Raw genomic sequence first — 15,875 nt, 5'->3', positions numbered from 1 at the left:
CCCGCGGAGCGGGTAAGAGTCTGCTTCGCAGACTCCCAGCGAACCCCCGCGCGTTGCGCGGGGGTTGACGGAGTGATACCTCCTCGGCTGCGCCGAGGAGTCGGTTCTGCGCTGCGCTTCGAACCGAGGGATCGCTTGCGCTGCGCTTCAGCCATCCGATGCGGTTGCTGACGCAACCTTAGGCGGCCCCGGTTCCCGGGGCCTTGAGTCCGTCCGCTGCGCTCCCGGACCAAGCCCGCTTCGCGGGCCGCTGGCTGCCTAGGAGGGAGCGGGGGTGTTTCCTTGTGTGAGAACTTTCTGGGAATCCGGATTTGAGGGTGGTGCCTCATTGGGTGGAGATCGCGGTGGTTGAGCCGTCGAGCTGGCTGATGTCATTCCACATCGTTGGGCAATGATCGAGATGTGTGTTCCTGTCAGGAAGCTACGGGGCGGTGCGTGTCCCAGGGACGTGGTGGATCTGCCAGCGTGCCCAGTCGCGTCGTGTGTGCGCGGCCAGTTCGGCGGTCGTCAGGGCGGTGGCTTTCGCGGCGGCGAGACGCTGATGCCACGAGCCGGTACGAGGGCCAGTGAGAAGCGCATCCAACAGCGGGCCGAGGAGGACGTGGTGGTCGAAGCGGGCAGGGCCGGCGCAGGCGAGCAGCGCCAGGGGCGGCAGGTGGGCAGGGCGCAGCGCGGCCAAGGCATGTCGCACGGTGGGGGCGGTGCCCCAGCAGGTGTCCAGGATGAGGGCCTTGGCGGTCAGCAGGCTGTTCAGGGACGCGAGGTCGGTGTCGAGGAAGCCCTCCGGGTCGGGTCCGGGGTAGGAGTGCGTGCAGATGTAGAGGACGTCAGCATCGGCGCCGAGCGCGCGGTCCGCGGCACCAGGGGGAACGATCAGGACCGGCTGGGTCGGGGACGGCAGGGGGTTCACACGGCGCAGGTAGGTCAGGCGGGCTGCGACCCGGCGTGCGTCCGCCTGGCAGCGCGGGGACCGGGCGGGCGCGGCCACCAGGACCCGCAGATTCCGCACGATGCGAATGCGCCGGTGGCGGACGCGGGGGTTCCGGCCCTGTGCGAGGAGGTTGAGGTGCGGCTTGTGCAGCCTGGTGCGTGCGCACGGCTCGTCCGGATCCTGGCCACGGGTGATGGGCTGCGGGCTGGTCTGGGGCATCGTCAGATTCTGTCGAAGGCGAGGGTGGAGCAGTCGGGGCACAGCAGCTCTGCAGAGTCGGTCGGCAGGGGCCGCGCGCAGCCGCCCTCGCAAAGGGTGAAGGCGGTGTCGGTGAAGTCGGCAGCGCAGGAGAAACACAGGATGTGTGGGGTGTCGGGGGCGGCTGCGGTCACAGCGGTGATCAGTGCCTCTGCTTCGCAGTCGGGGCAGATCAGGACGTCGTCGTCGCCATGGCCCGGCAGGTGAGGTTGGCCCTTCATGCCGTAGAGCTGCCAGGTGTACTCCTGGACAGCCTCTTCCGGGCTGTCCCAGGTCTTGAGGCAGAAGCGGCAGTTGGGCAGGTCCCCGCCCAGTACCAGGGTGCCCCGCTCCTCGCATTCGGGACAGGTGACGGTGCGGTCGGCGACGTCCTTGAGTTCGGTGCGCAGCTCGTTGCGGCGTTTTTTGAGGTAGGCCTCGATACGCGCGAGTTTTCCGCGGACGGCCGCGAGCATCAGGTCGGCGTCGTGCCGCTGTTTTGTGTCGAGGCGGGGCAGTAGGTGGTCGGCGATGAAGGGCAGCAGGAAGTTCAGCACGTCGGCGGCGCGTGCCTCGACCGCGCCGGCCGGGGCGGTGAAGGCGTAGTGCTGCAGGGCGTTGCGGTCGCGGGCCAGTTTCTTCACCGCGGCGAGGGCCTTGTCCGGCAGGTCGAGGCCGGTGATCTGCGTCAGCCGGGTGAAGGCCTCGTCGGTGGTGCAGCTCTCGAATTCCGCGTTGTCGAAGGCGGTGCGGGTGGCGGTCTCCGGCTTCTTGAAGACCAGGGTCCAGTGCTCGTCCTGGAGGCGGGCCTTGAGCAGGACTTCGGTGGCGGCCTGAAGGTGCAGGACGGCGTACTTCAGGGCGCGGGCATCGGGCAGCCCGGCCGGGTCGGCGGTCAGCCGATCGGCCACGTCGATGAGGTAGTCCAGGCCGTTGGTGATCAGCGGGTAGTGCACGTCCGGGCGCTGGCTCGTGTCCTTCGCCGGCTGAGACCTGCGGGCCATCGCCTCTCCCCCTGCCCGGGCTCCGACGCCCGGTTCCTTCCGCACGCGGGCTGCCCGCGTGGCAAATGCTTGTCGTATCCCGGTCGGTTTCTGACTCCGGGTGAGAAGAGCCTATTCGGCATCAGGACCTAGCCGCACAGACATTTCAGGTTACGGATTCTTCCCCTTGGGGCGGGTCAGCTTCGTGGCGTGTACCAGAGCACCAGGCGCAGCAGGAGGTCGATGGTGTGGCTGATCATCCCGGGCACTTCGGCTCTGTTCTGCTGGCGCGCGAAGAAGGCCCCGCCGCATTACGGCGCCCGGTGGTCGTTGGGTGTTCGGTTTGCCGCACCCGGGCCGGAGGGTCAGCGTTTGATGCGTGAGCGGATAGCGAGGACCCCGAGGGCAAGAAGGGTGGGTTCGAGCAGGCGGGAGGTCATCTCGATGTAGGTGCCTGCGGTGGTGAGGTTCTGCCCGCTGGAGCGGAAGATCACCGAGTTAACGGCGACGCGGGTGGCTTTCTCCGCGCGGGCCCACGTCATGCGCTGCGGCCATTCCATGTGAATGGCCGGGGTGGGGGTGCTGGTGTTGAGGCTGATCTTGCTGCCTTTGAGGGTTCCGGTGGTGGCGGAGTCGGGGGCGTTGGTGGGCAGGCCAAAGCTCATCAGGAACAGCACGGTCAGGGACATGGCCGCGAGCAGACAGGAGAAGGCGCGCCAGGCGCGCAGGCCGTAGCCGGACAGCAGCCAGTACCACCACAGCAGACGGCGTTCTCCCTTCGTGGTGCCGGTTGGGTCGTGGCGGCGCATCTCGCATTCGCCGTAGTAGAAGTCGGCGGCGCCGGGTTCGTTCTTGCCGTCCTCGAAGGCCTTGCGCAGCTGCCGGTACAGTGCGGCGACGTCTTCCGGGCCGGGGGTGCGGGCGGGGCCGGTGTGGTGCGGTCCGGGACGCCATAGACGGGGCCCGGGGTCTTCGCCCGCGGAAAGGGCGGGCTGGCCGGCGGTGTAGGCGCGCCAGTGGTGTTCCTCAGCGAGGACACGGCGTCGGGTGAAGCCCACCGGCCGCATGCTGCGGCGGTGCCAGCCGGTAGGGGCGGAGGCGAAGGTGGTGCGCCCTTCCAGACGGATCTGGTCGAGGTGGAAGGCCCCGGAGAACAGGCAGTCGGTGAGGTCGGTGTCGATCAGCACCAGGTGCGCGGCGTCCACGCCCTGCACCGAGACGACCCGTGCCCGGTCGGAGCTGCGAGACGGCGTGCCGGGGCCTGTCAGCAGGTCCTCCCCCATCGTCCTGCCGACGCTGGTGAAGGGGGTGGTGTGGGTGATCACGGCCGAGGGGGCGGTCAGGACCGCGTGGCTGAGGTCCACAGTCGCGTACCGCACCCGCACAGTGGCTGTCGACTCCCACCGCGTCCGCTCACACACCACCCCCCTTGCGGCTATCTCCAACGTCACCGGCAGCACAAACACCGCCCCGGACAACACCACTTGCCCCGCACACACCAGCGGCCCCAAATCCGACACACCCTCAAAGTGCGCCCTCTCGAACCTGGCGTCGCCACGGAACTTCGTCCCGTCGAACCACGCGTAGCGGGAGAACTGCGCCTCGACGAACACGGCGCCAGCGGAGAACCGCGCCTCGTAAAACCCAGCCTCACCGGAGAACTGCGCCCCGACGAACACGGCGCGGCCGGAGAACTGCGCCCCGCTGAACCGGGTATCGCCGCAGAACTGCGCCCTGCTGAAGCGGGCGTCGCCGGAGAACTGGGCTCCGTCGAACCAGGCGTCGCCGGAGAACTGCGCCCCGATGAAATTGGCTTCGCCGAAGAACTGCGCACCGGTGAACAGGGCGCGGCCAAGGTGGCGTTTGCCGGTGGAGGGGTCGTGGAGAGCGTGGAGAAGGGCCTCGAGCAGATCTTGAGTGAAGGGAGTGCCGCGGTGGTCTATATCGGCGCCGGGGGCCAGGCCGGTCAGGTAGTCGGTGCGGGCTGTGTCGGTGAGGTGGGCCAGACATACGGTGTGGCCGGGGACGTGAGAGCCGCGGCAGCCGACCGAGTCGCCGGCCGGATCCGCGCCGTGCCCGCAGGGCTGCGGGGACAGCAATAGAGAGGTACTCATGGTGCGGCGGCTCCAAGGGCGTGTGGCAGGTGCCGGTATGGACGCTCTGCGGACCGGTGTCGGTTCAGGCCCGGGGGCCACAGCAGGCTGGTCTCAAACGCGAGATCATCGGCGAGGTCGCCCACCTCCACGCCCCCGCGCACGTCTCGTCAGGCCCACCGCGCTACGAAGACTCGGTCCCGTGCCACGTGATGGCGGGCGACACCAAAGCCGCGTGTACGGGCAGGGAACTACTCTCGCGCCGCACGCGGCTTCCGCGGGCCATCTGCAGAACACCAGCCTCAGCCAGCCGAATCCGAGATGCGTGGCCCGGCGCGCGGTCGGTGGGGTCCGGCCCCGGGAAAGTCGCAGCGTCACACGAAGCCGATGGTGGGCCTGCGAGGGAAGGCGGGTGCTGCCCCGTGCCGGGTGCGGCGGCTGCGGGTCCGTTTTCGTGGGTCAGGCGGCCGGACGGGCAGCGAGGTCGGCGGCGGTACGCGCGAAGCCCTTCAGCCAGGACGCCGCCCCGGCGGTCGGTCCGGCCGTCTCCGGTTGTCGTGCCGGAGCCAGCCTTCCTTCTCTGGCAGTCGCGACGGCGCGCCGTGCTCATCGACTGCAGGGCCCTGCCCGCCCACGCTGGCGGCCGGGAGGTGAGGCAGGAGGCGTCACACTTGGCGGCCGTTCGGTATCGGCGCGGTGGGTTCGGCCAGCAGGCTGTCCATGAGGTTCTGGTAGCGGTGGAGGTCTTCGGCCCAGCCGGGGACGAGGAGGTACTGCACGGTACTCAGGGTGATCGCGGCCTCCCCCAACCGACTGGCGGGGGCGATCCCTCCGGCACGGACCCATTGGTCCCACATATCGTCGTTCATCAGCACGGTGAGCATCTCGGCGTCGGCGCGTTCCAGGAGCAGCTTCATCAGCGTGGAGGAGGCCTTGGTGCATGCGCGGACCGCCTCGCACAGCAGGCGCGCGTCTGCTTGTTCGAAGGCGCGGACCAACCCGGGGAGTCCGTGCGCCAGGGGGGAGAGGGTGCGCAGGTCGGTTTCGGCTTTGTCGGCGGCGAGGTGGGCGGCGGTGATCCGGTCGAGCTGCTCGGGCGGGCCGGTCCACACGCTGCGCCAGGCATCGGTGAGTTCTTCGGGGCTGACGTCGGCCATGCCGCCGGTCAGCAGCCGGGCGCCGACGCGGATCAGCGTGGCGTCGAAGGGGTTGGACACCGTGCGGGGTTCGGGCAGGGCGATGTCTGCGGTGCTGCCGCGGTCGTGCAGGAGCCCGTCCAGGTCCCGTCCGATTGCGCGCCGCCCCTGCAGCAGCCGCTCGGCAGGGTCCTGGCGGGCTTCGAAAGTGGTGTCGCTGTCGCCCTGCGGGATCTGGGCCAGGGTGATGCCCGCCTGGCGTAGGGGCAGTTGGATGGTCCGGGTCAGGGCCTGGCGCAGCAGTGCGGCTGTCTGTTCGGTGTCATCGATTGCCCAGAACATCCAGCCGATCCAGCTGATGCCGCGGCCTGGCCTGGAGAGGGCGGCGAGCCATGCGGCCCGGTGGACGATGTCGAAGCGCAGCGCGCTGGTTGCGGGGTCGGTCCACTGGTCGGCCGGGGCCAGCCAGCGCTTGGCGCGCCAGCGTTCGAGCTGGTGGGGGGTGATGGTCAGTCCGCAGCGGCTGACCTCGGCGGCCAGGGAGAGTTCCGCGGCGGTGGGCGGGGTGCGGGTCACAGTCGGCTCCTGCGGTCCGGGGCGGCGATGGCGTAGACGGCGGTCGCTGTAGTGAAGGCGCTGGTCCACGGCTGGCTCTGGGCGGCCAGCACGGCGGCGGCGGTTACCAGCAGCCACAGCAGGACCCGGCGGGCGGCATCCGGTCCGGGCTGTTGCGTTCTGTTCACGGTCGGGTTCCTTTCGCGCCGGCCCTCCGGGTGGGGCGGCGCTTCTATCTGGTCACACCGGCCGAGCATGGACGGGAAGAACCTCGCGGGGCAGTCCTTCTTGGGTGGTCGCGGTATCGGTGGCCTCGTTCGTTGCTGGGCACGGCGGGACCGGTTGGGGTCCCGCCGTGCGCAAGGGCGCGCCCTGGTTGACGCGTTGGGCGTTACCGGTGGCGGCGGCGGTCGCGCCACCAGGCGAGCCGGTGCGCGGACTCCTGGGGGAAGACCGACTGGAGGGCGACGACGCCCAGGCCCAGCGTGAGGCAGCCGAAGGCGGTGGCGGCCAGCCACCACGGGGCGCCGGTCAGCGCCACGACCATGCCGGTGACGCCGGCGGCCAGGAACGAGATCAGCGGTCGGGACATTGCGAGGTCTCCCCCATTTCAGGTGGGCGCCCTTTGAAAGGTGCGCGGATGTCGTGCCCGGCTTGTGTCTTCGGGCCTGCATCCAGCTCACAGGACAGGGGGTCGGTGTGTGTATCGGTGGGTGTCACATACGGAAGCCGTATTGGTCGAAGGCGCGGTGCCAGGCCGCTTGCATCGCCTGCTCCAGGAGCAGGGTGCTGCGCTGGTGGGCTGCGGTGGCCAGCCACTGCAGGAGGTCGGGCGGGGTTCCGGCGACGAGCTCAGCAGCCACCGTTCGTCCGGGCCATCTCCAGTTGGCCCGGGCCACGCCGAACGTCGGCCTCTTGTGCTCGTTGTACTTCAGGGTGAGGCGGTGGAACTCGCGGGCGTTGCCCCGGGCCTCTTTCAGCTTCTGGAGGTAGATCTCGCTGGCCCCCGTGTCGGCGACCCGGTCGATGAAGTGGTCCATGTTCTCCAGGGTGATGGCGCGGGCCTCGGCCATGATCCGGTGTTGTTCCTTGGTGGTGATGAAGCCAAAGCGGCGCGCCTTGTCCGCGGGCAGGTCCAGGGCGATCCGCAGGGAGGGCTCTTCGGCGAAGGTGTGGTTCCAGTCGATGAGGACGGCTTCGATGAAGCCGAGGACCTGGTCGGGGCGCAGTGTGGCGGCCGCTGCGGCCACGGGTTCGAAGCCGGGCACCGGTTGCCATTCCAAGCCTGGCCTGGGCAGAAGCGGCCAGAATGCCTGCCGTCCCAGGTAGGGGAAGGCCAGCAGTCGGCCGTTTGCCGCCCAGGCAGAAAACGGCTCGGGCGGTTGACCGGCGGCCCGGGCGGGTGCATGGGCGAGCCAGGTGGGCGGTGTGCGCAGCAGCCAGCCGGGCGAGGCCGGTTCGTCCATCACGCCGGTTGCGGGATCTCCTTTCGTACGCTTGACCAGCCACTCTTCGAAGTACTCGAGGTCCACCCGGCGCTGAGCACGCCAGACCGCGGTTCCGCCTCGGCCGGTGAAGTCGTAGCTCGTGATCCCGTGCCGCCTGCGCCACCGCCTGTCATCGCTGTCGTCGGCCTGCAGGCGGTCCTGGTACACCTCGTTGAACGCCTCGTCCTGGTCGTACAGGACCTGCTCCCAGTGCCTGGCATCGGGGCCGGTGAGGTAGCCATGGGCAAGGCCGGTTGCCTGGCGGAAGCGGTCCGCTGCGTGCCATGACTCGTCCCGCTCCAAAATTTCCGCGACGCGCAGCACGTACTCACGGTCGGGGGTTAGGGGGGCGTTAGACAGGTAGAGGGCGGCTCGCACGGCCTCCGCTTCCACCAGCCATGCCTTTTCGGGACCGGTACTGGTTGCGGCCACCGTCAGCCGCCACAGGCCGAGCGCGGCACCGTGACGCAGCAGCGGGAGCAGGCCGGTGAGGAAGTCGTCCGTGAAGAACTCGGCTGCCGCGATGGCGGTCGTCACCGCGTCGGTGAGCATGCGGCCCTGGTAGTCCCGGTAGGCGCGCGGGTGCTGGCCCGGTAGCCGCAGCGAGACCGCGCGGGCCCGCTCCAGCAGGCCGTGCGGCGCCCGCACACGTAGGGGCACGTCTTTCCTTGCATCCCCCCGCCAGCGCGGCGGCGGAGGATAGCGCAGCACGGTGGAGATGTGAGTGAGCCGGTCCTCTGGGTGCTTTTGTTCTTGTGCTGTGACGTGTTCGGCGAGCAGTTGGCGCACCGTCTCGTCCCGAGAGGTGCCCCGCCGGGCCACGATGCGACGCAGGGCGTCAAGGGTGCATGGGGCGATGCGCACATTGGTCTCTGCGTTGACGGACACCTCGTCAGTCCTTGCTTTTCTAGAGGTCCCATGCCAGCGACGAGCCCACGTGATCGCCGCCTCGAGCACCATCATGTCGTCGGCGGAATTCTCGTCGAGTGGTAAGGGCAGTGGTCGCAAATTGATGGATGCTTGGCTTACTTGCGGGAGTAGGCGGAGGGTGTGGTGCGGTTGCCAGCGACGATGCCGACGACGACTGCCCGGTCTGTTGTGGCCCCGCGGGGCCGGTGGGTGGTGGTCCAGGCGATTTCATCGACGCGCAGGTTGCCTTGGGTGTCGTTCTTCGGGGTGAGGTCCAGGACGAGAAGTTGTCCGAAGGGGGCGTTGGTGTTGCTGTACTCGGCGGCCTGGGTGAGGTAGCGGCTTTCGAGGTATTGGGGATCGTTGTCGGTGGCGTCCTGTTTGATCTCGGTGAGGTAGCGCAGGGCGCCGAAGTGCGCCATGACATCGGCGCGGCCCATGCCCACGTCGACGGGCTCGACGAGGACGACGTTGTGCAAGGGGCCTTTTTGGAGCCACTGATGGAAGTCGCGTTGCAAATCGGCCTCGACGGGCTTGCGGTCTCCCTCGGGTTTGCGCCGGTAGTCGAAAGGGGGTGGTTCGCCCTTCTTGGTGGAGCCGAGGAAGTTGGTGCGGGTGATGTCGGAGCGGCTCTTGAGAAAGAGGAGGGTTTGCTCGACCAGCACGGAGAAGGTCTGGCGGACTTCCCCGGTGAACGAGGGATGGGCGGACAACTCGGCCATGAGCTGGTCGAGTTTGGGCACGATGAGCGGATCGGTGGCTTTGAGGCGGGCGACGTCGCTGTCGTGGGCGAAGCCTTCCAGTACGCGGAGCTGCTGGTCATCGAGTGTGCTGGCGATGCCCAGGGCTTGGTCTTTGAGCTGGAGGAGCAGGGTCGGTGCCAGGCGTTGCAAGCGGGCGAGCACTGCTCCGCCTGGGTCGTCGTCATCGCTGCCGTCGTCGGCGGCGTTGGAGGAGTCAGCGGGGCTCGTCTCGCGCTGGGCCGCGGTCTCGATCGCGGTGAGCAGGGTGCTGGCGGTGGCGGCGTCGAAGTCGCGGGCGGCGTGCTGGGCTGTTTCCTGAGCGGCGCGGCGCAGTTGTGCCAGGAAGGCCTGCTGGCGCAGGAAGCTGTCTTCGATCGCGGGCTGGACCAGCAGGGCCAGGCCTTGGCCGGTGTCGCCTGCCAGGGGGCGGACGGTGCGGGCGGCGCTGTAGGCGGCGAGGACGGTGTCGAGGGCTTGCCAGGCGTCCATCCAGGCGTCGTCTTGGAGGGTGGTGGCTGCGGCGCGTAGTTGGAGGACGAGATGGTGCCAGGCGATTTCTGCTGAGCGGCGCGGTTGGAGCCATTCGGGCTGGTGGGTGCGGTGGATCCAGGCCTGACGCTGGTCCAGAGTGTCGGCGATCTGGTCGGCGGCGTGGTTGATGGCTGCTGCGTCTGCCCGGCCGAAGGCGAGGATGGCGTCGCAGACCGCTGCGTAGGTGAGGGCGTCGTGGCGGGCTTCTTCGGCCTGGGCGGCGGCCTCGAACTGATGGCGGGCCTGGACGAGGTGGGTGGTGACGGTGCCGATGTCTTGGGAGGACAGGGCGCGGCGTAGCAGGTCGCAGCCGAGTTCGAACATCGCGTCCACGTCGGTGGCTTCGTCGTGGGTGAGTTGCTGCAGCAGGGTGCGTACCGTGTCGGCGAAGGTGTCCTCGCCGGCCCAGCGGTCAAGGGTGAGGCCGAGGAGGCGGGGCAGGCGTTCGAGGAAGTCTTCGGGGCCGTCGGTCGGCACGTCCTCGAGCGCCTGCCACAGTTTGAAGGGGGTGACCGCTTCGGCGACCGCCAGGCGTACGGCGCCTTCGAGGCGGGCGGCGGCCAGGAGGGGTGTGGCCTCGATGCGGTCGGGCAGTCCGTCCAGCAGGGCTGCGGTCAGAGGCTTGCCCAGTGCCTTTGCGGCTGCGGGGCTGTGGAGGAGGGCGTCCATGGATGCGGTGAGGTGCAGGACGCTGCGCTGTGCGGCGAGTCCTTCAGGGAGTGCGGTGGCCGCGGGCTGCCATTGGGTGTCGCTGCGGTTGTATGCGTCGGCGACGGCTTCGGCGAGGTAGGGGGCGAAGGGGCCGGCGGCCACGTCGCCGGCCTGGCTGGCGACGGTGTCGGGGGCGAGGCCGAGGGCAGGGAAGGTGATGGGCTGGCCGTCTGCGGCCAGTTCGGTCAGCCGGTCGGCGAGTTGCGGCACGGCCGCCGTCCTTTCCTGCGTGCTCTCGGGTGGGGCCTCACCATAGGGAAGCGCCGGGCTCGGCCTGCCGGATGCTGTCGGCGGGCAGGGCTGCGCTGGCCAGGTCGAAGTCCGCAGTGGTGATGACCACCTGCAGGTCGCTCTCGGCTGCGACGGTGGCCAGTTCCTTGAAGAGCTTATGGGCGTCGGCGGACTGCATCTCCTCGGACTTGGGGCTGTCGATCAGCAGCAGTCCGGGGTGGGTGGATACGCCGTTTGCCCGACCGACCCTGAGCAGGGCGATGGCGACCGCGATGCGCAGCCGCAGGCGTGCGCCGGCGGTCTGGTCCTTGAACCATTCCTGCTTGCTGCCGAGGGGGAAGATTTTCAGGCGGGCGCCGCGGTCGATCGACACCGACTTAAGGGATGGGACCCCGAACAGGGTCGCCAGCTCGGCGGTCTCCTCGTTGACCTCTTTGAACAGTGCCTCGGCGGCCGTCTTGCTGTCCTTTTCCAGCAGGTCGGCGGCGGCAGCCAGGACCTTGATGGCCTTGGCCTCGGTTTCGTCCAGGGCCGGTTCCTCGGGCTCGCGGAACACGCTGAGTGCGCCTTCCAGTCGCAGCACGTTCTCTTGTGCGGCCAGGCGAGCGGGCAGGTCGGCGGCGGACTGAGCGCGCCGCAGCTGCTGCTGCGCGCCTTCCAGTCGGTGTGTCAGGCCATCGACGGTGGCCTCGGCCTGTTCCAGGGCCTGTTTGGCTGCCGCTTCGGCGGTGGTACTCGTCTCCAGCCTTTCTTGTGCCTCGGCCTTGATCTCCTGCGGGTCTTCGTCGTCTCCGGTCACCTCGCGCGCGCATACCGCGCAGGTGTGGGCGTGCCGTTCCTGCTGGCGGCGTGTGTCGTCGATCTGCTGGTCGCAGCGGGGGCAGCTGGTGGGGTTCAGGCCGTGGAAGAGCAGACGGGCGGTGGCGCTTTCGGTGACGTCGTTGAGGAGCTTGGCGGCCTGCTGGCGTTCGGTGCGCGCGCGGCGGAAGACGCTCACGGCTTCGTCCCACGCGTCCTGCGAGTCGGCCAGTGCCCGGGCGAGTTGGACCGCGTCGTGGGCCAGGTCGGTCAGGGAGGCGTCATCGCCGTCCCCGGGCAGCAGGCGTGCCAGTGCCTCGCGGGCCTGGGCAAGCTCGGTTTCCAGGCGCTCGCGTTCGGATGCGCGTTCCGCTGCTTCGGCGGCCGCCACAGCGCGGCGTGCCTTGTCCTCGGCGACGCGCACGTCGTGCACGGTCTTGACGCGGGTGAGGGCGGCGGCCGCGGGCAGGTCCAGGAAGACCTGCAGCAGACGGCCCGGCAGTCCGTTGGAGGTGACCTCGCCTAGCAGTGCCTTGTCGCCGCCGGCCGGCAGGTAGACCGCCCCGAAGTAGGCGGGCCACCCGTGGGTCTGGGTGCTGGTCTCCTTGAAGCTGTTGACCAAGGGCTGCAGATCCATCCGCCCCAGCATCAGGCCGGCGATCTGCTCTGCGTAGCTGTCGGTGCTGGAGGCCCGCAGCAGGACGGTGATGCCCCGGTCCGGGGCGGGGCCGCGTACGCCGGCCAGGGCGGCCGGGTCGGGGCCGGTCAGGACGACGGCCGCAGTGATCTCCCCATCGGTGAGGTCCAGGCGGAACGCCATGGGCTCCCCCGCGACGGTCGCGTCCAGGTCGATGTGGTGCAGCCAGCTGCGGACACGGCTTTGCATCTCACTGCGCGGCGTGCCGCGCAGGCACCACGTCAGCAGTTCCAGCACTGACGTCTTGCCCCGGAAGTTCGAGGCGACCAGCGCTGTCAGACCTGCGGAGAAGGACAGAGTGGTGTCGAAGGGGCCCGGCTCGACGTCGCCGGTGCGTTCCCCAGCCACCCGCAGCCGGTGCACCCTCAGCGACCGCGGACGTGCCGGGGAGATGACCAGCGGCAGCCCGTATGCGGCGAACACGTCGCGGACGTCGTCGACCTTCACGCCCGCCTTGTCCGCAATACGCGTCTCCAGCAGCGCCTCTTCCTGCACCGTGCTCATGCTCCCCCCGCTCCCTGTAGCTGCTGCCGGAAGTCCGCCAGCCGGCGGCGCGCCTGCTCACTGATCGACCCGATCCGGCTCCCCCGCGGTGTGTCGGCGTACTCGCGCGTCAGGTACTGCTGCTTCTTCAGCTCGCTGCCGCTCTTCTCCCCCGCGAGCCGCAGGACGTCCTCGACGCGCTGCACGTAGTAGCCGAAATCCGGTTCCTGGCGGATGATCTCCCGGGCGACGTGGCGGCCGTGCTCCAGCAGGAAGTAGTCGTGCTGGCGCACCCGGTTGACCGTTCCCCGCCGCTTGCGCACCAGCAGCCCGGCGCTGCGCAGCACCGCCAGGGCGTCGTCCAGCCACTCGTAGGCGCCGAAGTGGTGGCGCAGCATCGGATAGCGCCGCACCTCCGGCTCCTCGGAGTCCAGGATGCGGCCGGCGAGGCCCAGCAGTGCTTCCTCGGGCTCGGTCTCGTAGGCAGTCAGCAACTCGTTGGCCAGGTAGTCCGGATTGCGCAGCCAGAAGTCCAGCTTCTGCAGTTTGACTTGCGTCCTCATTACGCCCACCGCCTGCTCCAGGCCGGGCAGGGCCTTCTCCGCCTCGGTGAGCCGCTCGCACGCCCCGTCGATCAACAGCAGCAGGCGCACCGCGTCCTGCTCCCGGCTGGTCACCGCAACCCCCGACTCCTGCCCCGCCCCCTCGTGATCCATCACGCCAGAGTAACCATCCGCATACGAACCTGACCATGGAGTGACGAAAGGAATGCGGGGGCACGGCCGCCAGGGTTAAACGGCGGGCGCGGCGTGGTCCTCCAGGCGCACGCAACATACGGGCCCGGCTCCCCCCTGTGCGGGCAGGCGTCTACGCCAAGATAGCGGGGACGGCGTCCTCGGCCGTCCAGTCACCTTCGAAGAGCGCGGCGACCAGTTGTGCGTGTGTTTCGGAAAGCTGGCCGGAGCGGTGTTTGGTGCGGGCCTTGGCGAGCCAGGCGCCGATCTTGACGGTGTCGCCGTCGGCGCGGATCGCCTCGCGGGCGGCGGGGGCGCGGCCTTCGCGGTGCAGGAACAGCTCCAGCAACTGCACGGTCTGTTCGAAAGTGCGCCGGGCACGGCGGGCGGGGGCGAGCGGGTTGCTGGCGGGGGTAAGGTGCAGGGCGGTCATCAGCTGCTGCTGGCCGGGGGCAAGGGCCTGCCAGGTGGCCAGTTGGCGGGCAAGCCAGGAGCCGATCTTCACGCCGGTGAGCTGGGTGTCGCGGGTGAGGGCGGCCGAGTCGGCTCCGGTGGCGAGGTGGGCGCGCAGCAGGTGGTACTTGCGGTGCCAGTCCGCGCCGTGTGGGAGGCGCCAGTCGGGGGCCAGCGCGGTGAGGGCGTCGGCGCGGGCCTGGTCGAGGGTGTTCTTGGCGGCGAGGTGGCGTTGTTCGGCGAGCCAGGCGCCGACGGGGGTGGTGGCGGGTGCGGCGAGGTGGCCGTGCGCGCGGTGGTAGCCGGCTGCGGCGGCCAGGCGGGAGCGCCAGGCGGCGTCGTGCTTATCCCAGATCATGCCGAGCGCGTCGAGTTCGGCGGTCCAGTCGGCTTCGAGGCGGCCTGCTTTCGCCGCGTCGCGCATGGTGGTGATGAAGGTGCCCAGCCGGTAGCCAGTGGGGTCAATGTGATCGGCGGGGACGTCAAGGTGGCCGTACTGGTCGCGGTAGGACTGGGCGGCGGCGAGGCCGAGGCGGCGGGAGCGGGAAACGGCAGGGTCGCGGGGGTCGAAGGAGGCCAGATCCATCGCTTGGGCGATGCGTTCGGGGTGGACGGTGAAGTCGAAGTGCCAGCGGCGTTCGATGACGTCGCTGGTCTCGCGTGGGAGTCGGTTCGCCTTGTCCGGGAGGCGTTCGAGGATGCGGTGGTCGTGGCTGGCCAGCGCGCAGGCGATCGCCCAGACGGGTTCGTAGGCGGTGCCGAGGATGTTCTCGCTGGCGGCGTCGGGCGGGACGTAGACGGGGACGATCAGTGAGGCAGTCTTGCCAGAGACGTCCAGGCGCAGGGCGCGGCCAAGAGCCTGGACACAGCGGATGACGCTGCGGGTGGGGTCGGCGAAGACGATGGCATCCACGCTGGGGATGTCGACGCCTTCGGCGATCAGACGGGAGTTGGCGAGGATCGCGCAGTCTGCGGCGGCGAACGCAGTGAAGGTGTCGGCGCGCTGGGCGGGGGTGTGCTCACCGTGGGCGAAGAACAGCTCGGGGCTGATGTCCGGGCAGAGGCCGGGGTCGGTCTTGGCCAGCAGGCGCAGGGTGTGGGGCAGTTCTCGGGCGAAGCGGCGGGCGTCGGAGACGAGGTTGAAGTAGACCAGGACTTTCTGCAGACCGTGTTCGGTCATGGCGCGCAGGACGGACAGGTGCAGGGCGGTGGTGCGCAGCGCGCTGTCCTGCTCATCACCCTCGCCGGGAGGGGTGGTGGAGGGGGTGGGGAGGTTGAGGCGGCGGCGCAGGTCGGCGTCGGTGAGGGTGGGCACCACGATGCGGTAGTCCGCCGCCCGGCCGTCTTCCACGGCCTGGGCGAGGGGGTACTCGAAGACCTTCTTGCCGTACACCTGCTCGTTGTCCATGGAGTTGGCGAACGCGTCCACCTCCAGCTCCTGGTTCGGCGCGGTGGCACGGCGGCGGGGTCGGGTGGTGTCGGCGGACTCCGCCAGTTCAGGGGCGGCGAAGATGCGGGGGGTTGCGGTCATGTAGAGGCGGCGGTCCGTGCGGATGCGCTGCGCGTCGTTGACGATCGCCCACTTCTTGTCGGCCCGTCCGGCGATGCGGTGTGCCTCGTCCATGACCGCGAGGTCGAACGGCGGGACCGCATACCCCGTGCACTGGGTCTGTTCGATCTTGTCCAGGGAGTCGTAGGTACAGATCACCGTCAACGCCGGGATCTGGTCCTCGTCCTCGCCCACCACCGACATCAGCCCGCCCAGCGCGTACGGGTCGGTGCTCGACATGACGCGGGCGGCGACCAGGTCGTCGCGGCCGCTGGTGTCCAGGGAGGAGACGATCACCATGTGCTCGCTGTGTCCGTCCCGCCGCCAGGCCAGCGCCGTCTGGGCCGCCAGGTCCAGGGTGGGGACCACGAACAGCACCAGCCGCGCGCCGAGTTCGTCCGCCGTACGGATCGACACCAGGGTCTTGCCGGTCCCCGTCGCCGACACGAACAGCCCCCGTGTCCCCACGCGCCGCAGATGCCGTGCCAGCCGCATGACGGCCTCGGTCTGGTCGGGAAAGAGCCGCGCGCGCCCGGGGCAGCCGGGGCGCGACAGTTCCACCACAGTCATGACAGCTCTTCTCCGAGTCACTGATTCCGGGAGGAACAGTCCAG

At 69.5% G+C, this 15,875-nt stretch carries 11 protein-coding genes; all 11 read right to left on the bottom strand.

Translation table 11 applies throughout. The annotated features are described in order from the left end of the window. Positions 1 to 421: 421 nt before the first annotated feature. The 11 genes from ACFYWX_RS44275 to ACFYWX_RS44225 all read right to left on the bottom strand — a co-directional run bounded on the left by ACFYWX_RS44275 (position 422) and on the right by ACFYWX_RS44225 (position 15,831). On the bottom strand, positions 422 to 1,150 hold the full coding sequence (locus ACFYWX_RS44275; protein ID WP_389431058.1) for a hypothetical protein: 729 nt from the start codon (positions 1,148 to 1,150) through the stop codon (positions 422 to 424). A 2-nt stretch (positions 1,151 to 1,152) separates the two neighbouring features. Then, complete coding sequence (locus ACFYWX_RS44270) at positions 1,153 to 2,172, bottom strand: hypothetical protein (RefSeq protein ID WP_389431057.1); 1,020 nt, start codon at positions 2,170 to 2,172, stop codon at positions 1,153 to 1,155. A 344-nt stretch (positions 2,173 to 2,516) separates the two neighbouring features. Further along, positions 2,517 to 4,265, bottom strand: a complete 1,749-nt coding sequence (locus tag ACFYWX_RS44265; RefSeq protein WP_389431055.1) for a pentapeptide repeat-containing protein — start codon at positions 4,263 to 4,265, stop codon at positions 2,517 to 2,519. A 644-nt stretch (positions 4,266 to 4,909) separates the two neighbouring features. Continuing rightward, positions 4,910 to 5,956: a hypothetical protein gene (locus tag ACFYWX_RS44260; protein ID WP_389431053.1), complete on the bottom strand. Its 1,047-nt coding sequence runs from the start codon at positions 5,954 to 5,956 to the stop codon at positions 4,910 to 4,912. Further along, positions 5,953 to 6,123 carry a hypothetical protein gene (locus ACFYWX_RS44255; RefSeq protein WP_389431051.1) on the bottom strand — a complete coding sequence of 57 codons (171 nt, stop codon included), beginning with the start codon at positions 6,121 to 6,123 and terminating at the stop codon, positions 5,953 to 5,955. The genes ACFYWX_RS44260 and ACFYWX_RS44255 overlap by 4 nt, the downstream gene beginning before the upstream one ends. Positions 6,124 to 6,326: 203 nt before the next feature. Further along, complete coding sequence (locus ACFYWX_RS44250) at positions 6,327 to 6,527, bottom strand: hypothetical protein (protein WP_389431049.1); 201 nt, start codon at positions 6,525 to 6,527, stop codon at positions 6,327 to 6,329. Between the two features lie 124 nt (positions 6,528 to 6,651). Further along, on the bottom strand, positions 6,652 to 8,082 hold the full coding sequence (locus tag ACFYWX_RS44245) for a hypothetical protein (protein ID WP_389431048.1): 1,431 nt from the start codon (positions 8,080 to 8,082) through the stop codon (positions 6,652 to 6,654). A gap of 365 nt (positions 8,083 to 8,447) precedes the next feature. After that, positions 8,448 to 10,526, bottom strand: coding sequence for a hypothetical protein (locus ACFYWX_RS44240; protein WP_389431046.1), 2,079 nt, complete (start codon positions 10,524 to 10,526; stop codon positions 8,448 to 8,450). Positions 10,527 to 10,563: 37 nt separating this feature from the next. Further along, positions 10,564 to 12,546, bottom strand: coding sequence for a hypothetical protein (locus ACFYWX_RS44235; RefSeq protein WP_389431045.1), 1,983 nt, complete (start codon positions 12,544 to 12,546; stop codon positions 10,564 to 10,566). Then, the gene (locus ACFYWX_RS44230) at positions 12,543 to 13,241 is read right to left on the bottom strand and encodes a hypothetical protein (protein ID WP_389431043.1); all 699 of its coding nucleotides are present in this window, start codon (positions 13,239 to 13,241) and stop codon (positions 12,543 to 12,545) included. Before ACFYWX_RS44230 ends, ACFYWX_RS44235 begins: the two co-directional genes overlap by 4 nt. A gap of 151 nt (positions 13,242 to 13,392) precedes the next feature. After that, positions 13,393 to 15,831, bottom strand: coding sequence for a Helicase associated domain protein (locus tag ACFYWX_RS44225; RefSeq protein ID WP_389431041.1), 2,439 nt, complete (start codon positions 15,829 to 15,831; stop codon positions 13,393 to 13,395). Positions 15,832 to 15,875: the final 44 nt, after the last annotated feature.

Origin of the sequence: Streptomyces sp. NPDC002888, assembly GCF_042888465.1 — a bacterium.
Lineage (GTDB): Bacteria > Actinomycetota > Actinomycetes > Streptomycetales > Streptomycetaceae > Streptomyces.
The sequence above is the reverse complement of the archived record's forward strand: the minus strand, read 5'-3'. Positions and strand labels throughout refer to the sequence as shown.